Source organism: Pseudomonas sp. JL27(2026) (assembly GCF_056933555.1).
The window spans coordinates 4,860,158-4,880,120 of record NZ_CM167794.1 but is presented as its reverse complement, the minus strand read 5'-3'; the positions used below and the strand labels follow the sequence as shown (position 1 = coordinate 4,880,120).

The 19,963-nt window shown below is 57.6% G+C and carries 22 protein-coding genes; 13 read left to right on the top strand and 9 right to left on the bottom strand.

What is annotated here, in order from left to right:
* Nucleotides 1-14 precede the first annotated feature (14 nt).
* A complete protein-coding gene (locus AC1Z1G_RS22140; RefSeq protein WP_483622467.1) occupies nt 15-581 on the bottom strand; it encodes an LbetaH domain-containing protein in 567 nt (188 codons plus the stop codon).
* A 1-nt stretch (nt 582) separates the two neighbouring features.
* Nucleotides 583-1,806 (bottom strand): O-antigen ligase family protein, encoded by a 1,224-nt coding sequence (locus AC1Z1G_RS22135; RefSeq protein ID WP_483622466.1) that lies wholly within the window; start codon nt 1,804-1,806, stop codon nt 583-585.
* Between the two features lie 238 nt (nt 1,807-2,044).
* Here AC1Z1G_RS22135 and AC1Z1G_RS22130 point away from each other — a divergent pair, with 238 nt between their 5' ends.
* The gene (locus AC1Z1G_RS22130) at nt 2,045-2,689 is read left to right on the top strand and encodes an MBL fold metallo-hydrolase (RefSeq protein WP_483622465.1); all 645 of its coding nucleotides are present in this window, start codon (nt 2,045-2,047) and stop codon (nt 2,687-2,689) included.
* 114 nt (nt 2,690-2,803) lie between these two features.
* A complete protein-coding gene (locus AC1Z1G_RS22125; RefSeq protein ID WP_483622464.1) occupies nt 2,804-3,523 on the top strand; it encodes a YiaD family glycine zipper/OmpA-like lipoprotein in 720 nt (239 codons plus the stop codon).
* A 277-nt stretch (nt 3,524-3,800) separates the two neighbouring features.
* Here the strand turns inward: AC1Z1G_RS22125 and AC1Z1G_RS22120 are convergent, their stop codons facing one another.
* A complete protein-coding gene (locus AC1Z1G_RS22120; protein WP_483622463.1) occupies nt 3,801-4,238 on the bottom strand; it encodes a Z-ring associated ZapG family protein in 438 nt (145 codons plus the stop codon).
* A gap of 146 nt (nt 4,239-4,384) precedes the next feature.
* Here AC1Z1G_RS22120 and AC1Z1G_RS22115 point away from each other — a divergent pair, with 146 nt between their 5' ends.
* The 3 genes from AC1Z1G_RS22115 (at nt 4,385) to zapE (ending at nt 7,579) form a co-directional block, all read left to right on the top strand.
* A complete protein-coding gene (locus AC1Z1G_RS22115; RefSeq protein ID WP_483622462.1) occupies nt 4,385-5,014 on the top strand; it encodes an alpha/beta hydrolase in 630 nt (209 codons plus the stop codon).
* Between the two features lie 24 nt (nt 5,015-5,038).
* On the top strand, nt 5,039-6,394 hold the full coding sequence (locus AC1Z1G_RS22110; protein ID WP_483622461.1) for a tryptophan--tRNA ligase: 1,356 nt from the start codon (nt 5,039-5,041) through the stop codon (nt 6,392-6,394).
* Nucleotides 6,395-6,484: 90 nt separating this feature from the next.
* The gene (zapE, locus tag AC1Z1G_RS22105) at nt 6,485-7,579 is read left to right on the top strand and encodes a cell division protein ZapE (RefSeq protein ID WP_483622460.1); all 1,095 of its coding nucleotides are present in this window, start codon (nt 6,485-6,487) and stop codon (nt 7,577-7,579) included.
* A 179-nt stretch (nt 7,580-7,758) separates the two neighbouring features.
* Here the strand turns inward: zapE and AC1Z1G_RS22100 are convergent, their stop codons facing one another.
* Nucleotides 7,759-8,655, bottom strand: coding sequence for a GlxA family transcriptional regulator (locus AC1Z1G_RS22100; protein ID WP_483627960.1), 897 nt, complete (start codon nt 8,653-8,655; stop codon nt 7,759-7,761).
* 244 nt (nt 8,656-8,899) lie between these two features.
* On the opposite strand from AC1Z1G_RS22100, the gene AC1Z1G_RS22095 reads away from it, so the two are divergent.
* Nucleotides 8,900-10,036 (top strand): acyl-CoA dehydrogenase family protein, encoded by a 1,137-nt coding sequence (locus AC1Z1G_RS22095; RefSeq protein WP_483622459.1) that lies wholly within the window; start codon nt 8,900-8,902, stop codon nt 10,034-10,036.
* A gap of 104 nt (nt 10,037-10,140) precedes the next feature.
* Here AC1Z1G_RS22095 and AC1Z1G_RS22090 read toward each other — a convergent pair whose 3' ends face one another.
* On the bottom strand, nt 10,141-11,181 hold the full coding sequence (locus AC1Z1G_RS22090) for an NADP(H)-dependent aldo-keto reductase (RefSeq protein WP_483622458.1): 1,041 nt from the start codon (nt 11,179-11,181) through the stop codon (nt 10,141-10,143).
* A gap of 246 nt (nt 11,182-11,427) precedes the next feature.
* On the opposite strand from AC1Z1G_RS22090, the gene rplM reads away from it, so the two are divergent.
* The 7 genes from rplM (at nt 11,428) to AC1Z1G_RS22055 (ending at nt 16,300) form a co-directional block, all read left to right on the top strand.
* Complete coding sequence (gene rplM / locus AC1Z1G_RS22085; protein ID WP_019693576.1) at nt 11,428-11,856, top strand: 50S ribosomal protein L13; 429 nt, start codon at nt 11,428-11,430, stop codon at nt 11,854-11,856.
* A 14-nt stretch (nt 11,857-11,870) separates the two neighbouring features.
* On the top strand, nt 11,871-12,263 hold the full coding sequence (rpsI, locus tag AC1Z1G_RS22080; RefSeq protein WP_002555064.1) for a 30S ribosomal protein S9: 393 nt from the start codon (nt 11,871-11,873) through the stop codon (nt 12,261-12,263).
* Between the two features lie 252 nt (nt 12,264-12,515).
* Nucleotides 12,516-13,109, top strand: a complete 594-nt coding sequence (gene petA, locus AC1Z1G_RS22075; protein WP_347901956.1) for a ubiquinol-cytochrome c reductase iron-sulfur subunit — start codon at nt 12,516-12,518, stop codon at nt 13,107-13,109.
* Nucleotides 13,109-14,320 (top strand): cytochrome b, encoded by a 1,212-nt coding sequence (locus AC1Z1G_RS22070; RefSeq protein ID WP_347901955.1) that lies wholly within the window; start codon nt 13,109-13,111, stop codon nt 14,318-14,320. The genes petA and AC1Z1G_RS22070 overlap by 1 nt, the downstream gene beginning before the upstream one ends.
* Entirely contained in the window at nt 14,320-15,102 is a 783-nt protein-coding gene (locus tag AC1Z1G_RS22065; protein ID WP_483622457.1) for a cytochrome c1, read from the top strand. Before AC1Z1G_RS22070 ends, AC1Z1G_RS22065 begins: the two co-directional genes overlap by 1 nt.
* A 150-nt stretch (nt 15,103-15,252) precedes the next feature.
* The gene (locus AC1Z1G_RS22060) at nt 15,253-15,870 is read left to right on the top strand and encodes a glutathione S-transferase N-terminal domain-containing protein (RefSeq protein ID WP_347901953.1); all 618 of its coding nucleotides are present in this window, start codon (nt 15,253-15,255) and stop codon (nt 15,868-15,870) included.
* A 16-nt stretch (nt 15,871-15,886) separates the two neighbouring features.
* Nucleotides 15,887-16,300 carry a ClpXP protease specificity-enhancing factor gene (locus tag AC1Z1G_RS22055; RefSeq protein WP_347901951.1) on the top strand — a complete coding sequence of 138 codons (414 nt, stop codon included), beginning with the start codon at nt 15,887-15,889 and terminating at the stop codon, nt 16,298-16,300.
* 102 nt (nt 16,301-16,402) lie between these two features.
* Here the strand turns inward: AC1Z1G_RS22055 and AC1Z1G_RS22050 are convergent, their stop codons facing one another.
* The 4 genes from AC1Z1G_RS22050 to AC1Z1G_RS22035 all read right to left on the bottom strand — a co-directional run bounded on the left by AC1Z1G_RS22050 (nt 16,403) and on the right by AC1Z1G_RS22035 (nt 19,846).
* Nucleotides 16,403-16,981: a BON domain-containing protein gene (locus AC1Z1G_RS22050; RefSeq protein ID WP_347901950.1), complete on the bottom strand. Its 579-nt coding sequence runs from the start codon at nt 16,979-16,981 to the stop codon at nt 16,403-16,405.
* On the bottom strand, nt 16,978-17,571 hold the full coding sequence (locus AC1Z1G_RS22045; protein WP_007904374.1) for a phosphoheptose isomerase: 594 nt from the start codon (nt 17,569-17,571) through the stop codon (nt 16,978-16,980). Before AC1Z1G_RS22045 ends, AC1Z1G_RS22050 begins: the two co-directional genes overlap by 4 nt.
* 101 nt (nt 17,572-17,672) lie before the next feature.
* Entirely contained in the window at nt 17,673-18,035 is a 363-nt protein-coding gene (locus AC1Z1G_RS22040) for a YraN family protein (protein ID WP_483622456.1), read from the bottom strand.
* Nucleotides 18,035-19,846, bottom strand: coding sequence for a penicillin-binding protein activator (locus AC1Z1G_RS22035; RefSeq protein WP_483622455.1), 1,812 nt, complete (start codon nt 19,844-19,846; stop codon nt 18,035-18,037). The genes AC1Z1G_RS22040 and AC1Z1G_RS22035 overlap by 1 nt, the downstream gene beginning before the upstream one ends.
* Nucleotides 19,847-19,963 lie beyond the last annotated feature (117 nt).

The window sequence follows — 19,963 nt, the reverse complement described above, 5'->3', positions numbered from 1 at the left end:
ACGCAGGGTGTTGTTTACTGCTGGAGGCGACCCATCGAGGTTGAGTCGTACTCGCGAACGTCGGTGGTGCGCCGATTGAACGCTACGTGACCGGCGGCGACGCTTTTATCGAGGAAAGTACCCGCACCGACGATCGCACCATCCCCGAGCTGCAAGTCGTCGGAGATAATGCAGGCGTGTGCATGAACCCTGACTCCGTCGCCGATGAGCAGCTTGACGTCATCGCGCAACCCTTTGATCCCGATGGTGCTGTTTTGCCAGATCTTGAAGTTTTTGCCGATCTGCGCGTGGGAGGTAATCACGATTCCGTTCGGGTGAGCGATCCACAGGCCTTCGCCAATGGTCGCACCGAGCATGATTTCTACGTTGAACTCGCGACTCAGTTTTTCGTTGAGCAGTTTGCCGCGACGTCTCCAGAACTTATTGCCTTGTTCATTGAGAACATAGGCAAGACGAAACCAGAACACATAACGATAACGGCTGTATCTGCGGCACTTTTGAAATAGCCGTTTCCAGCTGAAAGGTTTGTCGAGGCTGCCAATAATCTCGATGTGCCAGTAACGTTTTACGGCACTAAACATACTAGTTATCACGGACAGTTCTCTCGCAAACGCTATTCAGTCGCGTGTGCTGGGCCAGAATGATGCCCAGCGGCAGCCAGAACACTATCCAGTAGACGCCGGGGCGATTCATGACGGTGTGGTAGTTGAACAAGGCTGTCATCATGCCGAAAATGAGCAACGGCAAACCAATCGACCCCAGAGGGGCGTTCCAGATTCTTCGATCCGTTGCTTGTCGGAAGGCAGCAATCAGCATGGTCAACATCAACAGAACACCGATGACGCCATACTCATAAAAGAACTGCAGAAAGAGATTGTGGGCCTGATTGAAACATTGACCTGATGCAATGCAGATGTCGAAACTGCGGCCTGCGCCTGCCCCTGTTAACCAGAATTCGTTCAGGCGTGTGAACCAACCTTCCCAGATTGCGTCTCTCAAGCTGAAACCACGTACTTGTTGCTCACGCACTACGGGGGAAAGCCAAATGCCGATAGCAGCAGCGACTAACACTGCACCCATCAGCCATTTTCTGGTACGGGGGGTGTGAAAGAGAACGGCCGCCGTTAACGCAGCAACGCCATACCCCATCCAGACACCGCGAGCCCCGGTGCAGAACACATACAGGGACAGACTGACCAGGCAGGCGCTGAATAAGACAGTGATCGGTAGCGAGTAGCGTTTGGTCAGCAGTTGGCAAAAACCATAGACGCCGAAGAATCCATAAAATAGCGCTGCAATGATAGGGTTTTGAAAGTCACCATAACGTCCATATCCCAGGCTGAACAGGCGATAGCCACTAAAGACAATATTCCGATCTTGCAGAATGGATTGCAGGACGATGCTGGCAATGGCGCAAACACCTGCGATAACAAACAGAATGTTCAGGCACGCTTCCATCTTGCCTTCTCTGACCAAGAGGGCAATGGTCGCGAGGTACAAGACAATATATAAGGCTATTTTGAACTGATCATACGTGGAGTTTTCAGAGCCGCTATTAGTAAAGGCAATGGCCACTGTAAAAATCAGCATTGCACCGATGAGCCAGTATCTTTTCTGAATCATGCTGTTACGAAGTCGAGCGTCTCCTATGAACAAAACCAATGAAGGTATGAACAGGACCATATTGGACACGGTGGTGCGAGTGCTTCCATCAGTGATGAAAATCATCCCGGAAATATGCGTAATGAAACCGACAATCAAGGCTATTAGCGTAAATCGCAGAAACATAGTGTTCTGGTAAGTCATGAAAAATCCATTGTCAGGTTAAGCTCATAAAGCGACACACATTTAGTACTTAACATTTGTATTTTGCTGCTTCCTGCTGGTGAATGATTAAGTGTTCCGGCTACCTTCTAGTCGAGGTTTGCCAGGGAGGGCTGGAGTCGTTAATTTGTGATCATTGGAGGGGGGGATTGCGTTAGCACGACCCGTACGGATGATGGCATTGTGCCAAGATTCTGCCACGAATCTTACAGGAGTCCCTATGAGAGCGCCAAAAACTGTAATAATCCGAGAGTCTTTTCCGGTAGGGCCATTGCAGTGTAATTGCACGATAATCGGTGATCCGCTAACCGGTAAGGCGATTGTCGTCGATCCTGGGGGTAACCACGAACTGATCCTTGACCGGCTCCATGCCTTGGATTTGCGTGCAGTAAGCATAATTCATACCCATGCTCACCTTGATCACTTCCTCGCTTCCGGGCAGTTGAAAGAAAAAACCGGCGCCACCTTGCATCTGCATAAAGAGGATCAGTTCCTTTGGGATAATCTTGAGATGCAGTGCCAGATGTTCGGGGTGCCCTATACCCCGGTGCCGCCGCCGGATCGCTGGCTGGCTGATGATGAGGAACTGGCTTGCGGATGTGGCGTAGCGTTGCACACACCAGGTCATACGCCCGGTTCCATGAGCTTTTGGTTTTCAGAGGCTAAGCTGCTGATTGCCGGTGATACGTTGTTTCGTCGTGGGGTAGGGCGGACGGACTTGTGGGGTGGCGATCAGGCCACCCTCGTACGTTCGATCAAGCAGCGCTTGTATACCCTGGACGAGGAGGCGACGGTGGTCACCGGACATGGTCCCGACACCCGTCTGGGCGATGAAATGCGCGAGAACCCTTTTGTGCGGGCCTGATTTCCAGGTGTGAGTGAAGCTCATGGAATTTTTGCCGTTCATGGTGATCCAACGCCCGCAAAGGTCTATTGCCAACGTCCGTTGCACCACCGAATGCAAAAGTAGGAGCTTTCCATGTTGACCTCGCGTCGTTTGATTATTGTCGCTACTGCCGTGGCATTGCTGTCCGGCTGCGCTTCACCTAACCCGTATGACAACCAGGGGCAGGCCGACGGTGGCTCTCAGGGTATGAGTAAAACCGCCAAGTACGGTGGTCTCGGTGCGCTGGCCGGTGCCGTGGCCGGCGCAGCCATCAGTCACGACAACCGTGGCAAGGGCGCGCTGATTGGCGCGGCAGTCGTCGGTGCTTCTGCCGCCGGTTATGGCTACTACGCTGACCAGCAGGAAAAGAAACTGCGCGCCAGCATGGCCAACACCGGTGTAGAGGTGCAGCGCCAGGGTGATCAGATCAAGTTGATCATGCCGGGTAACATCACTTTCGCAACCGATTCGGCGAATATCGCGCCAAGCTTCTACCAGCCGTTGAACAACCTGGCCGGCTCGCTGAAAGAGTTCAGCCAGAACCAGATTGAAATCGTCGGCTACACCGACAGCACTGGCAGCCGTCAGCACAACATGGACCTGTCCCAGCGTCGGGCCCAGAGCGTGGCGACTTATCTGACTTCCCAGGGTGTCAGCGGTGCCAACCTGTCGGCACGTGGTGCCGGTCCGGATAACCCGGTTGCCAGCAACGGTGACGTTAATGGTCGTGCGCAAAACCGTCGCGTAGAGGTCAACCTCAAGGCGATCCCTGGTCAGCAGTATGGCCAGCCGCAAGGTCAGCAATACCAGTAACAGGCCTGACTGAACCCCAGGTGTAAAAAAGCCCGCCCGATTCTCAGCAGATCGGGCGGGCTTTTTTTGTTGTTGCCTGTGCGGGCCTCTTCGCGAGCAAGCCCGCTCCCACATGGGTTCAGAGTCGAGCCATCATTCAGTGAGCACCATAAATCCTGTGGGAGCGGGCTTGCTCGCGAAGAGGCCCTGACAGGCGCAGGAGTTATCAAACCCTGAGCCACAAAAAAGCCCTCGGACATCACCTGTCCGAGGGCTTTTTGTGTAGAGCGAAACCTGATTACTTCTTCAGGCCGTAGTGTTCGTCGAGCATGCCCGGAGCGTTTGGCGCTTTCGGTGCGTAATCGCGTGGCGGCTCCTGATTGCGCGGCGGGGTCAGGCGCTCGCGCGGGGTTGTTTGCACGGCATCGGTGTGCAGGGCAGCCAGCAGGCGTTGGCGAGTCTGTTCGTCCAGGGCCAGGCGGTTGGCGCCCTCGGCGAGGTGGTCTTGCACTTCCTGATAGCTCTGAGTGAGTTTTTTCACCAGCATTGCGGTGCTGTTGAAGTGGGTAACCACTTCATTCTGATAGCTGTCAAAACGTTCCTGGATGTCATCCAGCTGACGTTGCGTGCGGTTAGGCGCAGCATTGGGCAGCAGTCGGGCAACCAGGAATCCAATGGCGACACCGGCAACCAGGGCAAGAGTCGGCAACAACCAAACTAAGAGCGAGTGTTCCACGAGTCCTTCCTCTATAAACGGCTTTGCTTTACGTTAACGGCTCGGACCTGCGCTGTATACCGCGACGAGATCGCAATCATGCCAGGCACAGACTTTTAGCTAGACGAGTCGACCCCTCGAGAGGTCACGGAGTTCCTTCCTTGCTTATGCGTGAAACCCCTGTATTGATTGATGGCCCGGTGGGCCAACTCGAAGCCTTGTACCTGGATTCCCCCGAGCCACGCGGCCTGGCGCTGATCTGCCACCCCAACCCGGTGCAGGGCGGCACCATGCTCAATAAAGTTGTTTCGACCTTGCAGCGCACCGCTCGCGACGCCGGTTTGATCACATTACGTTTCAATTACCGTGGTGTGGGTGCCAGCGCGGGTTCCCATGACATGGGCACTGGCGAAGTCGACGACGCACAAGCAGCGGCCGAGTGGTTTCGCGCCAGGCACCCTGAGCTGCCGATGACCCTGTTCGGTTTCTCGTTTGGTGGTTTTGTTGCGGCCAGCCTGGGCGGGCGCCTGGAAGCCAGCGGGGAACGCCTGGCTCAGTTGTTCATGGTCGCTCCTGCCGTGATGCGCCTGGGCGATCAGGATCAACTGCCGCAGCACTGTCCGGTCACTGTGATCCAGCCAGAAACCGACGAAGTCATCGACCCGCAGCTGGTTTACGACTGGTCTGATGCCCTTGATCGCCCCCATGAGCTGCTGAAAGTGGCAGAATGCGGGCACTTTTTTCACGGCAAGCTGACTGATCTCAAGGATCTGATCCTGCCGCGCCTTTCGAATTGATTGCAGTCTGATAAGCGATTACCCATGACTACTCGTACGCGCATCCTCACTGGCATCACCACCACCGGCACCCCGCACCTGGGCAACTATGCGGGCGCTATCCGCCCGGCGATCCTCGCCAGCCGCGACAGCAATGCCGATTCGTTCTACTTCCTGGCCGACTACCACGCCCTGATCAAGTGCGATGACCCGCTGCGTATCCAGCGCTCGCGCCTGGAAATCGCCGCGACCTGGCTGGCCGGTGGCCTGGATGTGGATCGGGTAACGTTTTATCGCCAGTCCGACATCCCGGAAATCCCGGAACTGACCTGGCTGCTCACTTGCGTCGCAGCCAAGGGCCTGCTCAACCGTGCGCATGCCTACAAGGCGTCGGTGGACAAAAACGTTGAAACCGGCGAAGACCCGGATGCCGGCATCACCATGGGCTTGTACAGCTACCCGGTGCTGATGGCCGCGGACATCCTGATGTTCAACGCTCACAAGGTGCCGGTCGGTCGCGATCAGATCCAGCACGTGGAAATGGCCCGTGACATCGGCCAGCGTTTCAACCACCTGTTTGGCCAGGGCAAGGAGTTCTTCACCATGCCGGAGGCGCTGATCGAAGAAAGCGTCGCCACGCTGCCGGGTCTTGATGGTCGGAAGATGTCGAAAAGCTACGACAACACCATTCCGTTGTTCTCCAGTGCCAAGGAAATGAAGGACGCAATTTCGCGGATCGTCACCGACTCCCGCGCACCGGGCGAGGCCAAGGACCCGGACAACTCGCACCTGTTCACCTTGTTCCAGGCCTTCGCCACCCCGGCGCAGGCCGATGAGTTCCGCAGCGAACTGTTGCAGGGCCTGGGTTGGGGTGAAGCGAAGAATCGTCTGTTCCAGCTGCTCGATAACGAACTGGGCGAGTCCCGCGATCGCTACTACACGCTGATTGAGCGTCCGGCAGATCTCGAAGACATTCTGCAGCACGGTGCTGCAAAGGCTCGCGCCGTGGCCACGCCGTTCCTCAACGAGCTGCGTGAAGCGGTTGGCCTGCGCTCTTTCGTCAACCAGACGCAAGTGGCAGCCACCACCAAGAAGAAAGCCGCGAAAGCTGCGCGTTTTGTCAGCTTCCGTGAAGACGACGGCAGCTTCCGCTTCCGTCTGCTGGCGGCCGATGGCGAGCAACTCGTGCTGTCGCGTCACTTCGCGGATGGCAAAACCGCAGGCGTGGTGACCAAGCAACTGCAGTCCGGTCAGCCGCTGGACGTGCGCAGCGAAGACCTGAGCTTTAGCGTCTGGCTGGAGGGCGAGTGCGTCGCCGACAGTCCGGCTTTTGCGGACAGTGCCGCGCGGGATGTCGCCATCGACGCCTTGCGGGTTGCTCTGACGCCTGTTCAGGAATAATCAGCGGCTCGGCCCGACCAAGGGCTGATTGCCATTCCCCGGGGCCGTCGCTACAGTGACGGCCCGTTTTTGTTGCCTTGCTAACGAATTATGACGCCCCTAGAACGATATCAAGCTGATTTGAAACGCCCGGAATTCTTCCATGATGCGGCGCAGGAAACTGCCGTGCGTCATTTGCAGCGCCTGTACGACGATCTGGTCGCGGCCTCGCAAAGCAAGCCGGGCCTGTTCGGCAAGCTGTTTGGCAAGAAAGACCAGGCGCCGGTCAAGGGTCTGTATTTTTGGGGCGGCGTAGGTCGCGGCAAGACGTACCTGGTCGACACCTTCTATGAAGCGCTGCCGTTCCAGGAAAAGTCCCGCACTCACTTCCACCGTTTCATGAAGCGCGTGCACGAAGAGATGAAGACCCTTGGCGGCGAAAAGAACCCGCTGACCATCATCGCCAAGCGTTTCGCCAACGAGGCTCGGGTGATCTGTTTCGATGAGTTCTTCGTGTCCGATATCACTGACGCGATGATCCTTGGCACCTTGATGGAAGAACTGTTCAAGAACGGCGTGACCCTGGTCGCGACGTCGAACATCGTGCCGGACGGTCTGTACAAGGACGGCCTGCAACGTGCGCGGTTCTTGCCGGCCATTGCGCTGATCAAGCAGCACACCGACATCGTCAACGTCGACAGCGGCGTCGATTACCGTCTGCGCCACCTTGAGCAAGCGGAGTTGTTCCACTTCCCGCTCGACGAAGCGTCCCACGAGAGCCTGCGAAAAAGCTTCCGCGCACTCACGCCGGAATGCACTCAGGCTGTCGAAAACGATGTGTTGATGATCGAGAATCGTGAGATTCGCGCTCTGCGCACCTGCGACGATGTGGCCTGGTTCGACTTTCGCGAGTTGTGCGACGGTCCGCGTAGCCAGAACGACTACATCGAACTCGGAAAAATCTTCCACGCGGTGTTGCTCAGCGGTGTGGAGCAGATGAGCGTCACCACCGACGACATCGCCCGACGGTTTATCAACATGGTCGACGAGTTCTATGACCGTAACGTCAAGCTGATCATTTCGGCGGAAGTCGAGCTGAAAGACCTCTACACCGGCGGTCGTTTGAACTTCGAGTTCCAGCGCACCTTGAGCCGCCTGCTGGAAATGCAGTCCCACGAGTTCCTGTCGCGGGCGCACAAGCCGTAGGGCGTTTCGCCGCACAAAAAAGGGCCTGCAATGCAGGCCCTTTTTCGTTCATCGCAGAACCCCTGTGGGAGCGGGCTTGCTCGCGAAAGCGGACTGGCATTCAACATGGATGTCGACTGACACACGGCTTTCGCGAGCAAGCCCGCTCCCACATTTTTGATTTGTAGTGGTTCTAAAGCCTACGCCGCTTGCTGAAACTGCTGCCGATACTGGTTCGGTGACAACTCCGTGTGCTGTCGGAACAGTCGGGCGAAGAAGCTCGCGTCGTCGTAGCCAACCTCGTAGCTGATGGTCTTGATGCTCTTGCGGCTGCCGGACAGCAGGCCTTTGGCCGTTTCGATGCGCAGCCGTTGCAAGTAATGCAGCGGTTTGTCGCCGGTGGCGGTCTGGAAGCGGCGCATGAAGTTTCGGATGCTCATGCCGTGTTCACGCGCGACGTCTTCGAAGCGGAACTTGTCGGCGAAATGCTCTTCGAGCCAGTGCTGGATCTGCAGGATGATCACGTCCTGGTGCAGTTTCTGACCGCCGAAACCGATGCGACCCGGGGCATAGCTGCGTTGCACCTCGTACAGAATGTCGCGAGCCACGGCCTGGGCCACATGAGCGCCGCAGAAGCGTTCGATCAGGTAGATATAGAGATCGCATGCCGACGTAGTGCCGCCCGCGCAGTACAGGTTGTCGGCGTCGGTCAGGTGTTTGTCCTGATTGAGCTGGACCTTGGGGAAGCGTTCCTCGAAGGCATTGAAAAACCGCCAGTAGGTGGTCGCCTCCTTGCCGTCGAGCAGGCCGGCCTCGGCGAGCCAGAACACCCCGGTGGCTTCACCGCAAAGCACGGCGCCACGGGCATGTTGTTCGCCAAGCCATGGCAGCACTTGTGGATAACGTTGGCAGAGGGTGTCGAAATCGTCCCAGAAGGCGGGAAGGATGATGATATCCGCATCCTCCAGTTCGCCATCCACGGGGATGATCACATCACTGAAGCTGCACACTGGTTTGCCGTCGGGGCTGACCAGGCGGGTTTCGAACGCCGGTGTCAGGCCTTGGCCCAGTTGCTTGCCGTAACGCAGGCTGGCCAGATGGAAGAAATCCTTGGCTTGCATGAGGGTGGAAGCGAAAACCCGGTCGATAGCCAGGATGCTGACGCGCCGCAAGGGCGTGGAGACTTGGTTAGACATAATTCAATTTATTCTTATAGGGGAAAGTGGTCACCAGACGGCTGGATCGTCTTATTTTTTGTCGGATGTGTCCAGTGCCCTCTTGCTGGGGAGGGGGCTAGGCTCATTGATTCATTTTCGGCAAACAATAACGACAGGTGCCCGCATGATCCCCAGAACCTTGTTCAGCCCCGACCACGAACTCTTTCGCGACAGCGTACGGACCTTCCTTGAAAAAGAGGCTGTGCCGTTCCATGGGCAATGGGAAAAGCAGGGTTACATTGATCGTACGCTGTGGAGCAAGGCGGGGGAGGCGGGGATGCTCTGTTCCCACTTGCCGGAAGAGTACGGCGGCCTGGGGGCGGACTTCCTCTACAGCGCGGTGGTCATCGAGGAGGTGGGGCGGTTGGGGTTGACCGGCATTGGTTTCTCCCTGCATTCGGACATCGTGGCGCCCTACATCCTGCATTACGGCAGTGAGGCGCTGAAGCACAAGTACCTGCCAAAACTGGTTTCAGGCGAGATGGTCACCGCCATCGCGATGACCGAGCCGGGTGCGGGTTCCGACCTGCAAGGGGTCAAAACCACTGCGGTGCTGGAGGGTAATGAGTACGTGATCAATGGCTCGAAAACCTTCATCACCAACGGCTTTCTGGCGGACCTGGTGATTGTCGTCGCCAAGACCGACCCCAAGGCTGGCGCCAAGGGCACGAGCCTGTTCCTGGTGGAGGCGAACACGCCGGGCTTCGCCAAGGGCAAGCGGCTGGAAAAGGTCGGGATGAAAGCGCAGGACACTTCCGAACTGTTCTTCCAGGATGTTCGTGTGCCCAAGGAAAACCTGCTGGGGCAGGCCGGGATGGGGTTCGCCTATTTGATGCAGGAATTGCCACAAGAGCGCCTGACGGTCGCCATCGGCGGTCTGGCTTCAGCCGAAGCGGCGTTGCGCTGGACCCTGGATTACACCCGCGAGCGCAAGGCATTCGGCAAGGCGATTGCGGACTTCCAGAACACCCGATTCAAACTGGCGGAGATGGCCACGGAAATCCAGATTGGCCGGGTCTTCGTCGACCGCTGCCTGGAGCTGCATCTGCAAGGCAAGCTCGACGTGCCGACGGCGGCGATGGCCAAATACTGGGGCACCGACCTGCAATGCAAGGTGCTCGACGAGTGCGTGCAGTTGCATGGCGGTTACGGCTTCATGTGGGAGTACCCGATTGCCCGCGCCTGGGCGGATGCGCGGGTGCAGCGGATCTATGCCGGGACCAATGAAATCATGAAGGAGATCATTGCGCGGTCGCTTTGAATTCAGGGTGAATGGAAGACCGCTTTCGCGAGCAGGCCCGCTCCCACATGGATCGCGCTGTACCTGTGGGAGCGGGCTTGCTCGCGAATGGATCTAAAGATCAATCAAGGAGCCGGATTCGGGTGATCCTTGTGAATCGCCTCGATACCCGCCAGCACTTCATCCGAAAGCTTCAGATCAAGACTGGCAATGTTGCTGTCGAGTTGTTCCAGTGTCGTCGCGCCAATGATGTTGCTGGTGACAAACGGCTGCCGGGTCACAAACGCCAGGGCCATTTGCGCCGGGTCCAGGCCATGTTCACGGGCCAGCGCCACATAACGGCTGCACGCAGCTTCCGACTGCGCGTTGAAATAGCGGCTGAAGCGGCTGTAGAGGCTCAGGCGGCCTTTGGCCGGGCGCGCCCCACCTTCGTACTTGCCGGACAGAAAACCAAACGCCAGCGGCGAGTAGGCGAGCAGGCCGCATTGTTCGCGGATGGCGATTTCCGACAGGCCCACTTCGAAGCTGCGGTTGAGCAGGTTGTAGGGGTTCTGGATCGATACTGCGCGCGGCCAGCCTCGGGCTTCGGCCAGCGCAAGGAATTTCATGGTGCCCCATGGCGTCTCGTTGGACAGGCCGATGTGGCGGATCTTGCCGGCCTTGACCTGTTCGTCAAGCGCTTCGAGGGTTTCCTCCAGTGGGGTGAAGTCTTCGTCAGCGGTGTGTTTATAGCCGAGTTGGCCGAAGAAGTTGGTGCTGCGCTCGGGCCAGTGCAGTTGATAGAGGTCGATCCAGTCGGTCTGCAAGCGCTTGAGGCTGGCGTCCAGGGCTTGGACGATGTGCTGGCGATTGTGTTTGAGCTGACCGTCGCGGATGTAGTCGATGGTGTTGCCGGGCCCGGCGATCTTGCTGGCCAGGATCCAGTCGGCACGATCGCCGCGACGTTGGAAGTAATTGCCGATGTAGCGTTCGGTGGTGGCGTAGGTTTGGGCTTTGGGCGGCACCGGATACATCTCGGCGGTGTCGATGAAATTGATCCCGGCGCTCTTGGCCCGTTCAATCTGCGCGAAGGCCTCGGCCTCGCTGTTTTGCTCACCCCAGGTCATGGTCCCAAGGCAAATTGCACTCACGTTCAGATCGGTACGGCCTAGCTGGCGATAGTCCATCGGGTGCTCCCTTGGCAAAACAATCATAAAAGCAGGTTGAAAATTTTTTCGCAATCTGCATAATTGCGCACCTCTTTCTGCAGTGGAAGTGATGCGCCGCCGCCGAAGAATCTTGCCGTTGAACGGACGCGCCGACCCGAGCCCCCGAAAGCGTCTGTATCCGGCTGCCTTTGACTTGTCAAAGTACGCACTATTCAGTAAGATCCGCCGTCTAAATTATCAGGGCGGCCCCTGAGGCTATAAAGAATGAAAACTTTTACTGCTAAACCGGAAACAGTAAAGCGCGACTGGTTCGTCGTCGACGCTGCTGGTCAGACCCTGGGTCGTCTGGCCACCGAAATCGCGAGCCGTCTGCGTGGCAAGCACAAGCCTGAGTACACTCCTCACGTTGACACCGGCGACTACATCGTCGTAATCAACGCTGAGCAGATTCGTGTAACAGGTGCTAAAACCACCGACAAAATCTACTACTCCCACTCCGGTTTCCCGGGCGGCATCAAGTCGATCAACTTCGAAAAGCTGATCGCCAAAGCCCCTGAGCGCGTGATCGAGACCGCGGTTAAAGGCATGCTGCCTAAAAACCCGCTGGGTCGCGACATGTATCGTAAGCTGAAAGTCTATGCGGGCGCTGCACACCCTCATACTGCTCAGCAGCCCCAAGAACTGAAGTTTTAACGGAATAGTTCATTATGTCGGCGACTCAAAATTACGGCACTGGCCGTCGCAAGACCGCAACCGCACGCGTTTTCCTGCGTCCGGGCACTGGTAACATCTCCATCAACAACCGTTCGCTGGATAATTTCTTCGGCCGCGAAACTGCCCGCATGGTAGTTCGTCAGCCGCTGGAATTGACTGAGACTGTCGAAAAATTCGACATCTACGTCACCGTGATCGGTGGTGGTGTAAGTGGTCAAGCTGGCGCAATCCGCCACGGTATCACTCGCGCTCTGATGCAGTACGACGAAACTCTGCGCGGTGCACTGCGCAAAGCTGGCTTCGTTACTCGCGATGCACGTGAAGTTGAACGTAAGAAAGTCGGTCTGCGTAAAGCGCGTAAGCGTCCGCAGTACTCGAAGCGTTAATTCGCTTTCGCGTTCAAAGCGCCCAGTCTCCTCGCGGAGCTGGGCGTTTTTTATGGGCGGCGTTTTATGGTGTGACAACTTGCCACATCCGCAGAGGCCCTATACTACAAGGCTTGGCGCTGGTGTCGGGTGGTAATTACCTTGTCAGAATAGGGGCTTTTCATTACCATTCTGCAAAATTTTTATAAGTTCAGATTTTTACTTAGTAGATGCCTGATTTAACAGGCCACAAAGCTGATGGGAGAGGACTGAATGAGCAATGACGGCGTGAATGCAGGCCGGCGTCGCTTCTTGGTAGCAGCCACATCCGTGGTGGGTGCTGCAGGAGCGGTGGGGGCTGCGGTCCCGTTCGTGGGGTCATGGTTTCCCAGTGCCAAGGCGAAAGCTGCAGGTGCACCGGTGAAAGTGAATGTCAGCAAGATTGAACCAGGTCAGCAGATGATTGCTGAGTGGCGCGGTCAGCCGGTGTTCATTGTCCGCCGTACCGAGGAAATCCTGGGGAATCTTAAGAAGATCGAGGGACAGCTGTCTGACCCTTCCTCCAAGAACTCGACACAACCAACTTATGTCGACCCGGAAGTGCGATCGATCAAGCCAGAAATTCTGCTGCTGATCGGTATTTGCACTCACTTGGGCTGTTCGCCGACCTTCCGTCCAGAAGTGGCGCCTGCGGATCTGGGCAAAGACTGGGTGGGTGGCTATTTCTGCCCTTGCCACGGTTCCCACTACGATCTGGCTGGCCGCGTCTACAAGTCGCAACCTGCGCCTTTGAACCTGCCAGTTCCCCCGCATTCCTATGAGTCGAACGACATCATTGTCGTTGGCGTCGATACGGAGAAAGCGTGATGAGCAAGTTCATGGATTGGGTTGATGCGCGCTTCCCCGCAACCAAAATGTGGGAAGACCATCTCAGCAAGTATTACGCCCCGAAGAACTTCAACTTCTTCTACTTCTTTGGCTCCCTGGCACTGCTGGTTCTGGTTAACCAGATCGTTACCGGTGTCTGGCTGACCATGAGCTACACCCCGTCGGCGGAAGAGGCCTTCGCCTCCGTCGAATACATCATGCGCGACGTCGAGTACGGCTCGATCCTGCGTCTGCTGCACTCCACCGGCGCTTCGGCGTTCTTCATCGTGGTTTACATGCATATGTTCCGTGGCTTGCTCTACGGTTCGTATCAGAAGCCGCGTGAGCTGGTGTGGGTCTTCGGCATGCTGATCTACCTGGCGCTGATGGCTGAGGCCTTCATGGGCTATCTGCTGCCGTGGGGCCAGATGTCCTACTGGGGTGCCCAGGTGATCATCTCGCTGTTCGGTGCGATCCCGGTCATCGGTAACGACCTGACCCAGTGGATCCGTGGTGACTACCTGATTTCCGGTATTACCCTGAACCGCTTCTTCGCCTTGCACGTCGTGGCGCTGCCGATCGTGATTCTCGGTCTGGTGGTGTTGCACGTTCTGGCGCTGCACGAAGTTGGTTCGAACAACCCGGACGGCGTGGACATCAAGAAATACAAAGACGAAAACGGTGTACCGCTGGATGGCATTGCTTTCCACCCGTACTACACCGTGAAAGATATCGTCGGCGTGGTGGTGTTCCTGTTCATCTTCTGCTCGATCGTGTTCTTCTTCCCTGAAATGGGTGGTTACTTCCTCGAGAAGCCTAACTTTGAAGTTGCGAACGCCTTCAAGACCCCGGAACACATTGCACCGGTTTGGTACTTCACCCCGTTCTACGCGATCCTGCGTGCGGTTCCGGACAAGCTCCTGGGTGTTATCGCCATGGGTGCTGCGATTGCCGTGCTGTTCGTGTTGCCTTGGCTTGACCGTAGCCCGGTCAAATCCATGCGCTACAAAGGCTGGCTGAGCAAGATCTGGCTCTGGGTGTTCTGCATTTCGTTCGTGATTCTGGGTGTGCTGGGCGTTCTGGCGCCTACGCCAGGTCGTACGTTGCTGTCGCAGGTATGTACCTTCCTGTACTTCGCCTACTTCATTCTGATGCCGTTCTACACCAGGCTCGAGAAGACCAAACCGGTTCCGGAAAGGGTGACTGGCTGATGAAAAAGCTATTTGCTGTATTGATTCTCGCGGCGTTGCCTGTGTTCTCCTTTGCGGCTGAACACGGTGGCCCGGAGCTGGAAAAAGTCGATATCGACGTTTCCGACAAAGCGGCCATGCAGGACGGCGCGCGTACGTTCGCCAACTACTGCATGGGTTGCCACAGCGCCAAGTTCCAGCGCTATGAGCGTGTTGCCGACGATCTGGGGATTCCTCACGATCTGATGCTGAAAAACCTGGTGTTCACGGGTGCCAAGATCGGCGACCACATGAGCATCGGCATGCAGCCGGCAGACGCCAAGGCATGGTTCGGCGCCGCGCCGCCAGACCTGACCCTGGTGGCTCGTGTTCGTGGCACTGACTGGCTCTACGGTTACCTGAAGTCGTTCTACGAAGATCCGTCGCGTCCTTGGGGTGTGAACAACAAGGTGTTCCCGAACGTCGGTATGCCTAACGTTCTGGTCGGCCTGCAAGGTCGTCAGGTGGTAGGTTGCAAGCAGGTTCCAATCGTCGAGGGTGGCAAGAAGCAGTATGATCCTCTGACCGGTACGCCTTTGACTCATGAGGCGTGTGACCAGCTGACCATCGTGGAAAAAACCGGCGCGCTGAACGAAGAGCAGTTCGATGAGAAGGTCAAGAATCTGGTGACCTTCCTGGCCTACTCGGCCAACCCGGTGAAGCTGCAGCATCAGCGCATCGGTACCTACGTGTTGCTGTATCTGGCGTTCTTCTTCGTATTCGCTTACTTGCTCAAGCGTGAATACTGGAAAGACGTACATTGATAAAACGTTAAGCAATTGCTGTTGAACGCGCGCGCCCAAGGGCGTCTCTGAACGTGTAACGAGCCTGGTCCGTCAGGCGTTACGGGAGACGCCCTCTGGGCGCGCGCGTTTTTCCGCTTCCGATAATTTCAACAAGCGAGGAGGACCGCCATGGGCGTGACCAATCGGTTGGCCTGTTACTCCGACCCCGCTGACCACTATTCCCACCGAGTGCGCATCGTACTGGCAGAGAAGGGTGTCAGCGCCGAGATCATCAGTGTGGAGGCGGGTCGTCATCCGCCAAAACTGATCGAAGTGAACCCTTACGGCAGCTTGCCCACCCTGGTCGATCGTGACCTGGCGTTGTGGGAGTCGACCGTGGTGATGGAATATCTGGATGAGCGTTATCCGCACCCGCCGCTACTACCGGTTTATCCTGTAGCGCGTGCCAACAGTCGCCTGCTGATTCATCGTATTCAGCGTGACTGGTGTGGTCTGGTGGATCTGATCCTGGATTCGCGGACCAAAGAGGCGGCGCGTGCCGTGGCCCGTAAAGAGTTGCGTGAAAGCCTGACCGGTGTTTCGCCGTTGTTCGCCGACAAACCGTTCTTCCTCAGCGAGGAACAAAGTCTGGTGGACTGCTGCCTATTGCCAATACTCTGGCGTTTACCGATTCTGGGTATTGAACTGCCGCGGCCTGCCAAGCCGCTGCTTGATTACATGGAGCGCCAGTTTGCGCGTGAGGCTTTCCAGGCGAGTCTGTCTGGCGTCGAACGCGATATGCGCTAAGGCTTAAGGAGCCGCTATGAACTCCAGTCGACCTTATCTGGTCCGCGCGCTCTACGAGTGGATTGTGGACAACGATTGCACCCCGCACATGCTGGTCAATTCCGAGTACCCGTCTGTACAGGTGCCACAGGGTTTTGCCAGTGATGGACAAATTGTCCTGAACGTTTCGCCTGCCGCTGTGCGTCACCTGCACATGGACAACGACGCGGTCAGCTTCGAAGGGCGTTTCGGCGGCGTGCCGCACACCCTGTACGTGCCTATCGCTGCGATCCTGGGCATTTACGCCCGGGAGAATGGCCAGGGCATGGTGTTCGACCTGGAATCGCCTATGGACGACGAGGAAGAGATCGAGCCCGATGACGATCTGCCGCCACCCGATAGCGAGCCGCCACGCCCAACCGGCCGGCCAAGCTTGAAGGTAGTGAAGTAACAAAAAAGGCGATCCAGATGGATCGCCTTTTTTGTGTCTGTTGTTCTATCAATCTATCGGACTGTAGGAGCAAGCCGTGCTCCTACAGGGGCGCGGCAGTTATCAGTCGATGTATTCGAACAGTTTCACGATCTTCTGCACGCCGGAAACACCTTGTACCAGGTTGGTGGCCTGAGCGGCTTCCTGCTTGGTCAGCAGGCCCAGCAGGTAGACGATGCCGTTCTCGGTCACGACTTTGATGCGCGAGCCAGGGATGCTGGCGTCGGTGAGCATCTGGGTTTTGATCTTGGTGGTCAGCCAGGCATCGTTCTGGCGGGCCAGCAACGAAGATGGTTGCAGGATTTGCAGTTCGTTGTGCACGGTCTTGACGCGCTGAACGGCGGCTGCAGCTTGCCCGGCCTGTTCCTTGAGATCGGCGCGCGGGGTTTGTCCGGCGAGCAGCACCACGCCGTTGAAGCTGGTGACGACGATGTGCGAGTTGTTGTCCAGGTCCGGATTGGCCTTGGCAACGTTCACGCCCACCTTGGTATCAATCAAGGAGTCATCGATCTTGCTGCCGAAAGTGCGGGTGCCGCGGTCGTCTTCAATGGGGGCTTCACGGCTGGCGGTAATCACCGAGGTGCAACCGCTGATGCCAAGGCACAGGGTCAGGGCCAGAAGGCCAAGGCGATGAGGGGTCATTCTTCACTCCCGAACAATTGGCTGTCGATCAAATCGCAAAGGCAATGGATCGCCAGCAGGTGGACTTCCTGAATACGTGCAGTGACGTTGGCCGGTACACGAATCTCGACGTCTTCGGGCAAAAGCAGCGAAGCCATGCCGCCGCCGTCACGACCGGTCAATGCTACGACAATCATTTCGCGATCATGTGCGGCCTGGATCGCTTGAATAATGTTTGCCGAGTTGCCGCTGGTAGAAATCGCCAACAGTACGTCGCCGGGTTGGCCGAGGGCGCGGATCTGTTTGGAGAAGATTTCGTTGTAGCTGTAGTCGTTGGCGATCGAGGTGATCGTCGAGCTGTCGGTTGTCAGTGCGATGGCAGGCAGGCTCGGACGCTCACGTTCGAAGCGGTTGAGCAACTCCGAGGAAAAATGCTGGGCATCGCCGGCCGAGCCGCCGTTGCCGCAGGAAAGCATTTTGCCTTCGTTGAGCAGGGCGTTGACCATCACCTGGCTGGCTTGCTCGATGTGCGGTGCAAGTACGTCCATCGCCTGTTGCTTGGTGTCGATACTGGCCTGAAAAAGCTGGCGAATTCGCGATTGCATGTCCATCTGTGTGACCTTAAGTAGCGCGGCGTGGTGGCACAGGAATGTGCAGCCCGCAAAGCAAAGAGCAAAAGTGCAGGGTGAAAATCGGCCTTGCCTGAGAGCATTCAGCTGTCAAAGGCGTTCCGTAGCCAGTTCAATTGGGCGGCGGTGCTGTCGATGGCAACCACATCGAAACGACAGGGGTGGTTGGCCCAGCGTGACTCGCGCTGCAAAAAATACTGCGCCGCGAGAATCAATTTTTGACGCTTGCGCGCATCAATGCTGGCGAGCGCGCCACCCCATTGGGTGTTTTGTCTGTAGCGGACTTCGACGAATACTACTGTATCGCCGTCAAGCATGACCAGATCAAGCTCGCCGCGTTTACACAACCAGTTCTGCGCCAGAAGGCGCAGACCCTGTTGCTGGAGATGCCTGAGCGCCTGGCTTTCTGCATCTCGACCGCTTTGTGAGCTTGACCTGTCGGGCATCAGCGCGGGGTATCGGGCAGGCGTTGAACCTGGCCGCTGACAAACTGTGCCCACGGCAACTGGCGCTGGATGCGTTGAGATGGCGTCATGCCCAGGCTGCCCGACTGACCTTCGATGCGGCTATCCGGCAAGGCCTTGAGCTGGCCCAGGCGCGGCGCCAGACGATAGGCGTCCACGCCCATGGCGTACAAGCGGCCCAGGCTGCTGCCGGCTTGCGGCCACTGTGCGGTCACTTGTTTGCGCAGTGGGTCGTTGGCGTCCAGTAGCCACGGGGTTTCGCAGAAGCGAATGCCGTTCATGTCGTTGTACTGATTCTGGTCACCGCTGGCGCTGTACACGTGGGAGGTCGCGTAGACCGGCACGTCACCGGCGTACTGGAAGTTCAGGGTCGGCTTGATCTGCTGGGCTTGCTGAGGCGTGCCGGCCAGGAAGATGAACTCGATATCCTGACGGCGTGCAGGCTGGGCCGCGATCTGGGTGCCGACGGTACTTTGCAGGCTTTTGGCGCGACCTTCGCTTTGACGCAACTGGAACAGGTCGGCGATCTGCTGGGCCAGGGCGACCGGCTGGTCAATGCGCTCGATACCGATAACCGTGCCGCCATTGGCTTCCCAATCCTGACGGAAGGCTTTGAGCACGCGATCGCCCCATTCGCCTTTCGGCACCATGGCAGCGGCACGATGCAGGCCGTCGGCGCGCGCGCGACGCGAAACCTCGCGGGCTTCGTCTTCGGCGGCAAGGCCGAACTGGAACAGTTGCGCAGGGCCTTGTTCGCCTTCGCTGTAGTTCAGCGCAAGGGTGGTGATTGGCAGTTGCGGGCGGGCGCTGAGTTGCTTGACCAGTGGTTTTTCCAGCGGACCGACCACCAGTTGCACGCCATCGGCCTGGGCTTTGCGATAAAACTCGTCCAGCGAAGTCAGGCGCGAGCTGTCATAGAACTGGATGCTTGGCGGTTTTTGCCCGGCTTGTTGAGCCTGGTAATGAGCCGCCATGAAGCCTTCACGCAGTGCTTTGGCAACCGATGCCAGTGGGCCATCTTGCGGCAGCAGCAGGGCGATCTTGTTCAGTGGCTGGCTGGCCAGTTCCTTGAGCTTGGTCAGTGGCAGCGGCAGTTGAATGGCGGCCGGGTGCTTGGGGTTCTGAGCGCGCCAGTTGTCGATGGCGGCCTGTTGTTGCTCCAGGGTGCCGGCGGATTTAACGGCCAGGGCCAGGCTCAACCAGCCACCGAGGTCGTCAGTGCTGGCAGGTTGCAGCTGTTCGGTCGGCAGCGAGGCGATCAGTGCCCAGATACTTTCGTGGTTCTTGCTGGCTGCATCACCGCTGAGCAGCGGTGCGATGAAGATCCGCTCGCGAGCGGCGGCCAGTGTCTGGCCGTCTGCTTCAAGCGCTCGGGCGTGAACAGTGCCGGTACGCACTTGTTGCTCCACCAGCAATTCACCCAGGCGTTGCAGGCTTGGGTGACCCAATGCGCTCAGCGCGGCTTTCGGCTGGTTGCGGGTCATGGCCAGTTCGGCCGCCAGGGTGCTGGCGAAGACCTGTTGGCCAGGTTTCAACTGCTCCAGCGGGACGAGTTGAAGAATTTGTGCGGACTTGCCGGCATTGCCCTGGCGGTAGGCCAGGTCGGCCGCGCTCAAGCGCAGCAAGGCTGCCTTGTCCGGTGATTTGCTGGCAGTCGCCTGTTCAAGCAATTGCTCGATACTGGCATCCGGGGTCCGTGGAAGTTCGCCAAGGCTGGAGGAGGGCGAGCTGGCGCAAGCCGCCAACAGGGCAGCGAGGCAAAGGGCAGAGAGCAGCCGCAGGCAAGCGATCATGTAAGTGTTCCTGATACTCGATCAAATTAGCGTCGAATTGTACCCAAGCGCTGGCCGGGGCGCGATGTTACTGGCGTTAAACGGTCAATTTAGGTCGTGTAAATGTTGCTGGACCCG

Coding starts and splice junctions, on each gene's coding strand:
- AC1Z1G_RS22140 (WP_483622467.1), bottom strand. CDS start 581: ATGTTTAGTGCCGTAAAACGTTACTGGCACATCGAGATTATTGGCAGC.
- AC1Z1G_RS22135 (WP_483622466.1), bottom strand. CDS start 1,806: ATGACTTACCAGAACACTATGTTTCTGCGATTTACGCTAATAGCCTTG.
- AC1Z1G_RS22130 (WP_483622465.1), top strand. CDS start 2,045: ATGAGAGCGCCAAAAACTGTAATAATCCGAGAGTCTTTTCCGGTAGGG.
- AC1Z1G_RS22125 (WP_483622464.1), top strand. CDS start 2,804: ATGTTGACCTCGCGTCGTTTGATTATTGTCGCTACTGCCGTGGCATTG.
- AC1Z1G_RS22115 (WP_483622462.1), top strand. CDS start 4,385: ATGCGTGAAACCCCTGTATTGATTGATGGCCCGGTGGGCCAACTCGAA.
- AC1Z1G_RS22110 (WP_483622461.1), top strand. CDS start 5,039: ATGACTACTCGTACGCGCATCCTCACTGGCATCACCACCACCGGCACC.
- zapE (WP_483622460.1), top strand. CDS start 6,485: ATGACGCCCCTAGAACGATATCAAGCTGATTTGAAACGCCCGGAATTC.
- AC1Z1G_RS22095 (WP_483622459.1), top strand. CDS start 8,900: ATGATCCCCAGAACCTTGTTCAGCCCCGACCACGAACTCTTTCGCGAC.
- AC1Z1G_RS22090 (WP_483622458.1), bottom strand. CDS start 11,181: ATGGACTATCGCCAGCTAGGCCGTACCGATCTGAACGTGAGTGCAATT.
- rplM (WP_019693576.1), top strand. CDS start 11,428: ATGAAAACTTTTACTGCTAAACCGGAAACAGTAAAGCGCGACTGGTTC.
- rpsI (WP_002555064.1), top strand. CDS start 11,871: ATGTCGGCGACTCAAAATTACGGCACTGGCCGTCGCAAGACCGCAACC.
- petA (WP_347901956.1), top strand. CDS start 12,516: ATGAGCAATGACGGCGTGAATGCAGGCCGGCGTCGCTTCTTGGTAGCA.
- AC1Z1G_RS22070 (WP_347901955.1), top strand. CDS start 13,109: ATGAGCAAGTTCATGGATTGGGTTGATGCGCGCTTCCCCGCAACCAAA.
- AC1Z1G_RS22065 (WP_483622457.1), top strand. CDS start 14,320: ATGAAAAAGCTATTTGCTGTATTGATTCTCGCGGCGTTGCCTGTGTTC.
- AC1Z1G_RS22060 (WP_347901953.1), top strand. CDS start 15,253: ATGGGCGTGACCAATCGGTTGGCCTGTTACTCCGACCCCGCTGACCAC.
- AC1Z1G_RS22055 (WP_347901951.1), top strand. CDS start 15,887: ATGAACTCCAGTCGACCTTATCTGGTCCGCGCGCTCTACGAGTGGATT.
- AC1Z1G_RS22050 (WP_347901950.1), bottom strand. CDS start 16,981: ATGACCCCTCATCGCCTTGGCCTTCTGGCCCTGACCCTGTGCCTTGGC.
- AC1Z1G_RS22045 (WP_007904374.1), bottom strand. CDS start 17,571: ATGGACATGCAATCGCGAATTCGCCAGCTTTTTCAGGCCAGTATCGAC.
- AC1Z1G_RS22040 (WP_483622456.1), bottom strand. CDS start 18,035: ATGCCCGACAGGTCAAGCTCACAAAGCGGTCGAGATGCAGAAAGCCAG.
- AC1Z1G_RS22035 (WP_483622455.1), bottom strand. CDS start 19,846: ATGATCGCTTGCCTGCGGCTGCTCTCTGCCCTTTGCCTCGCTGCCCTG.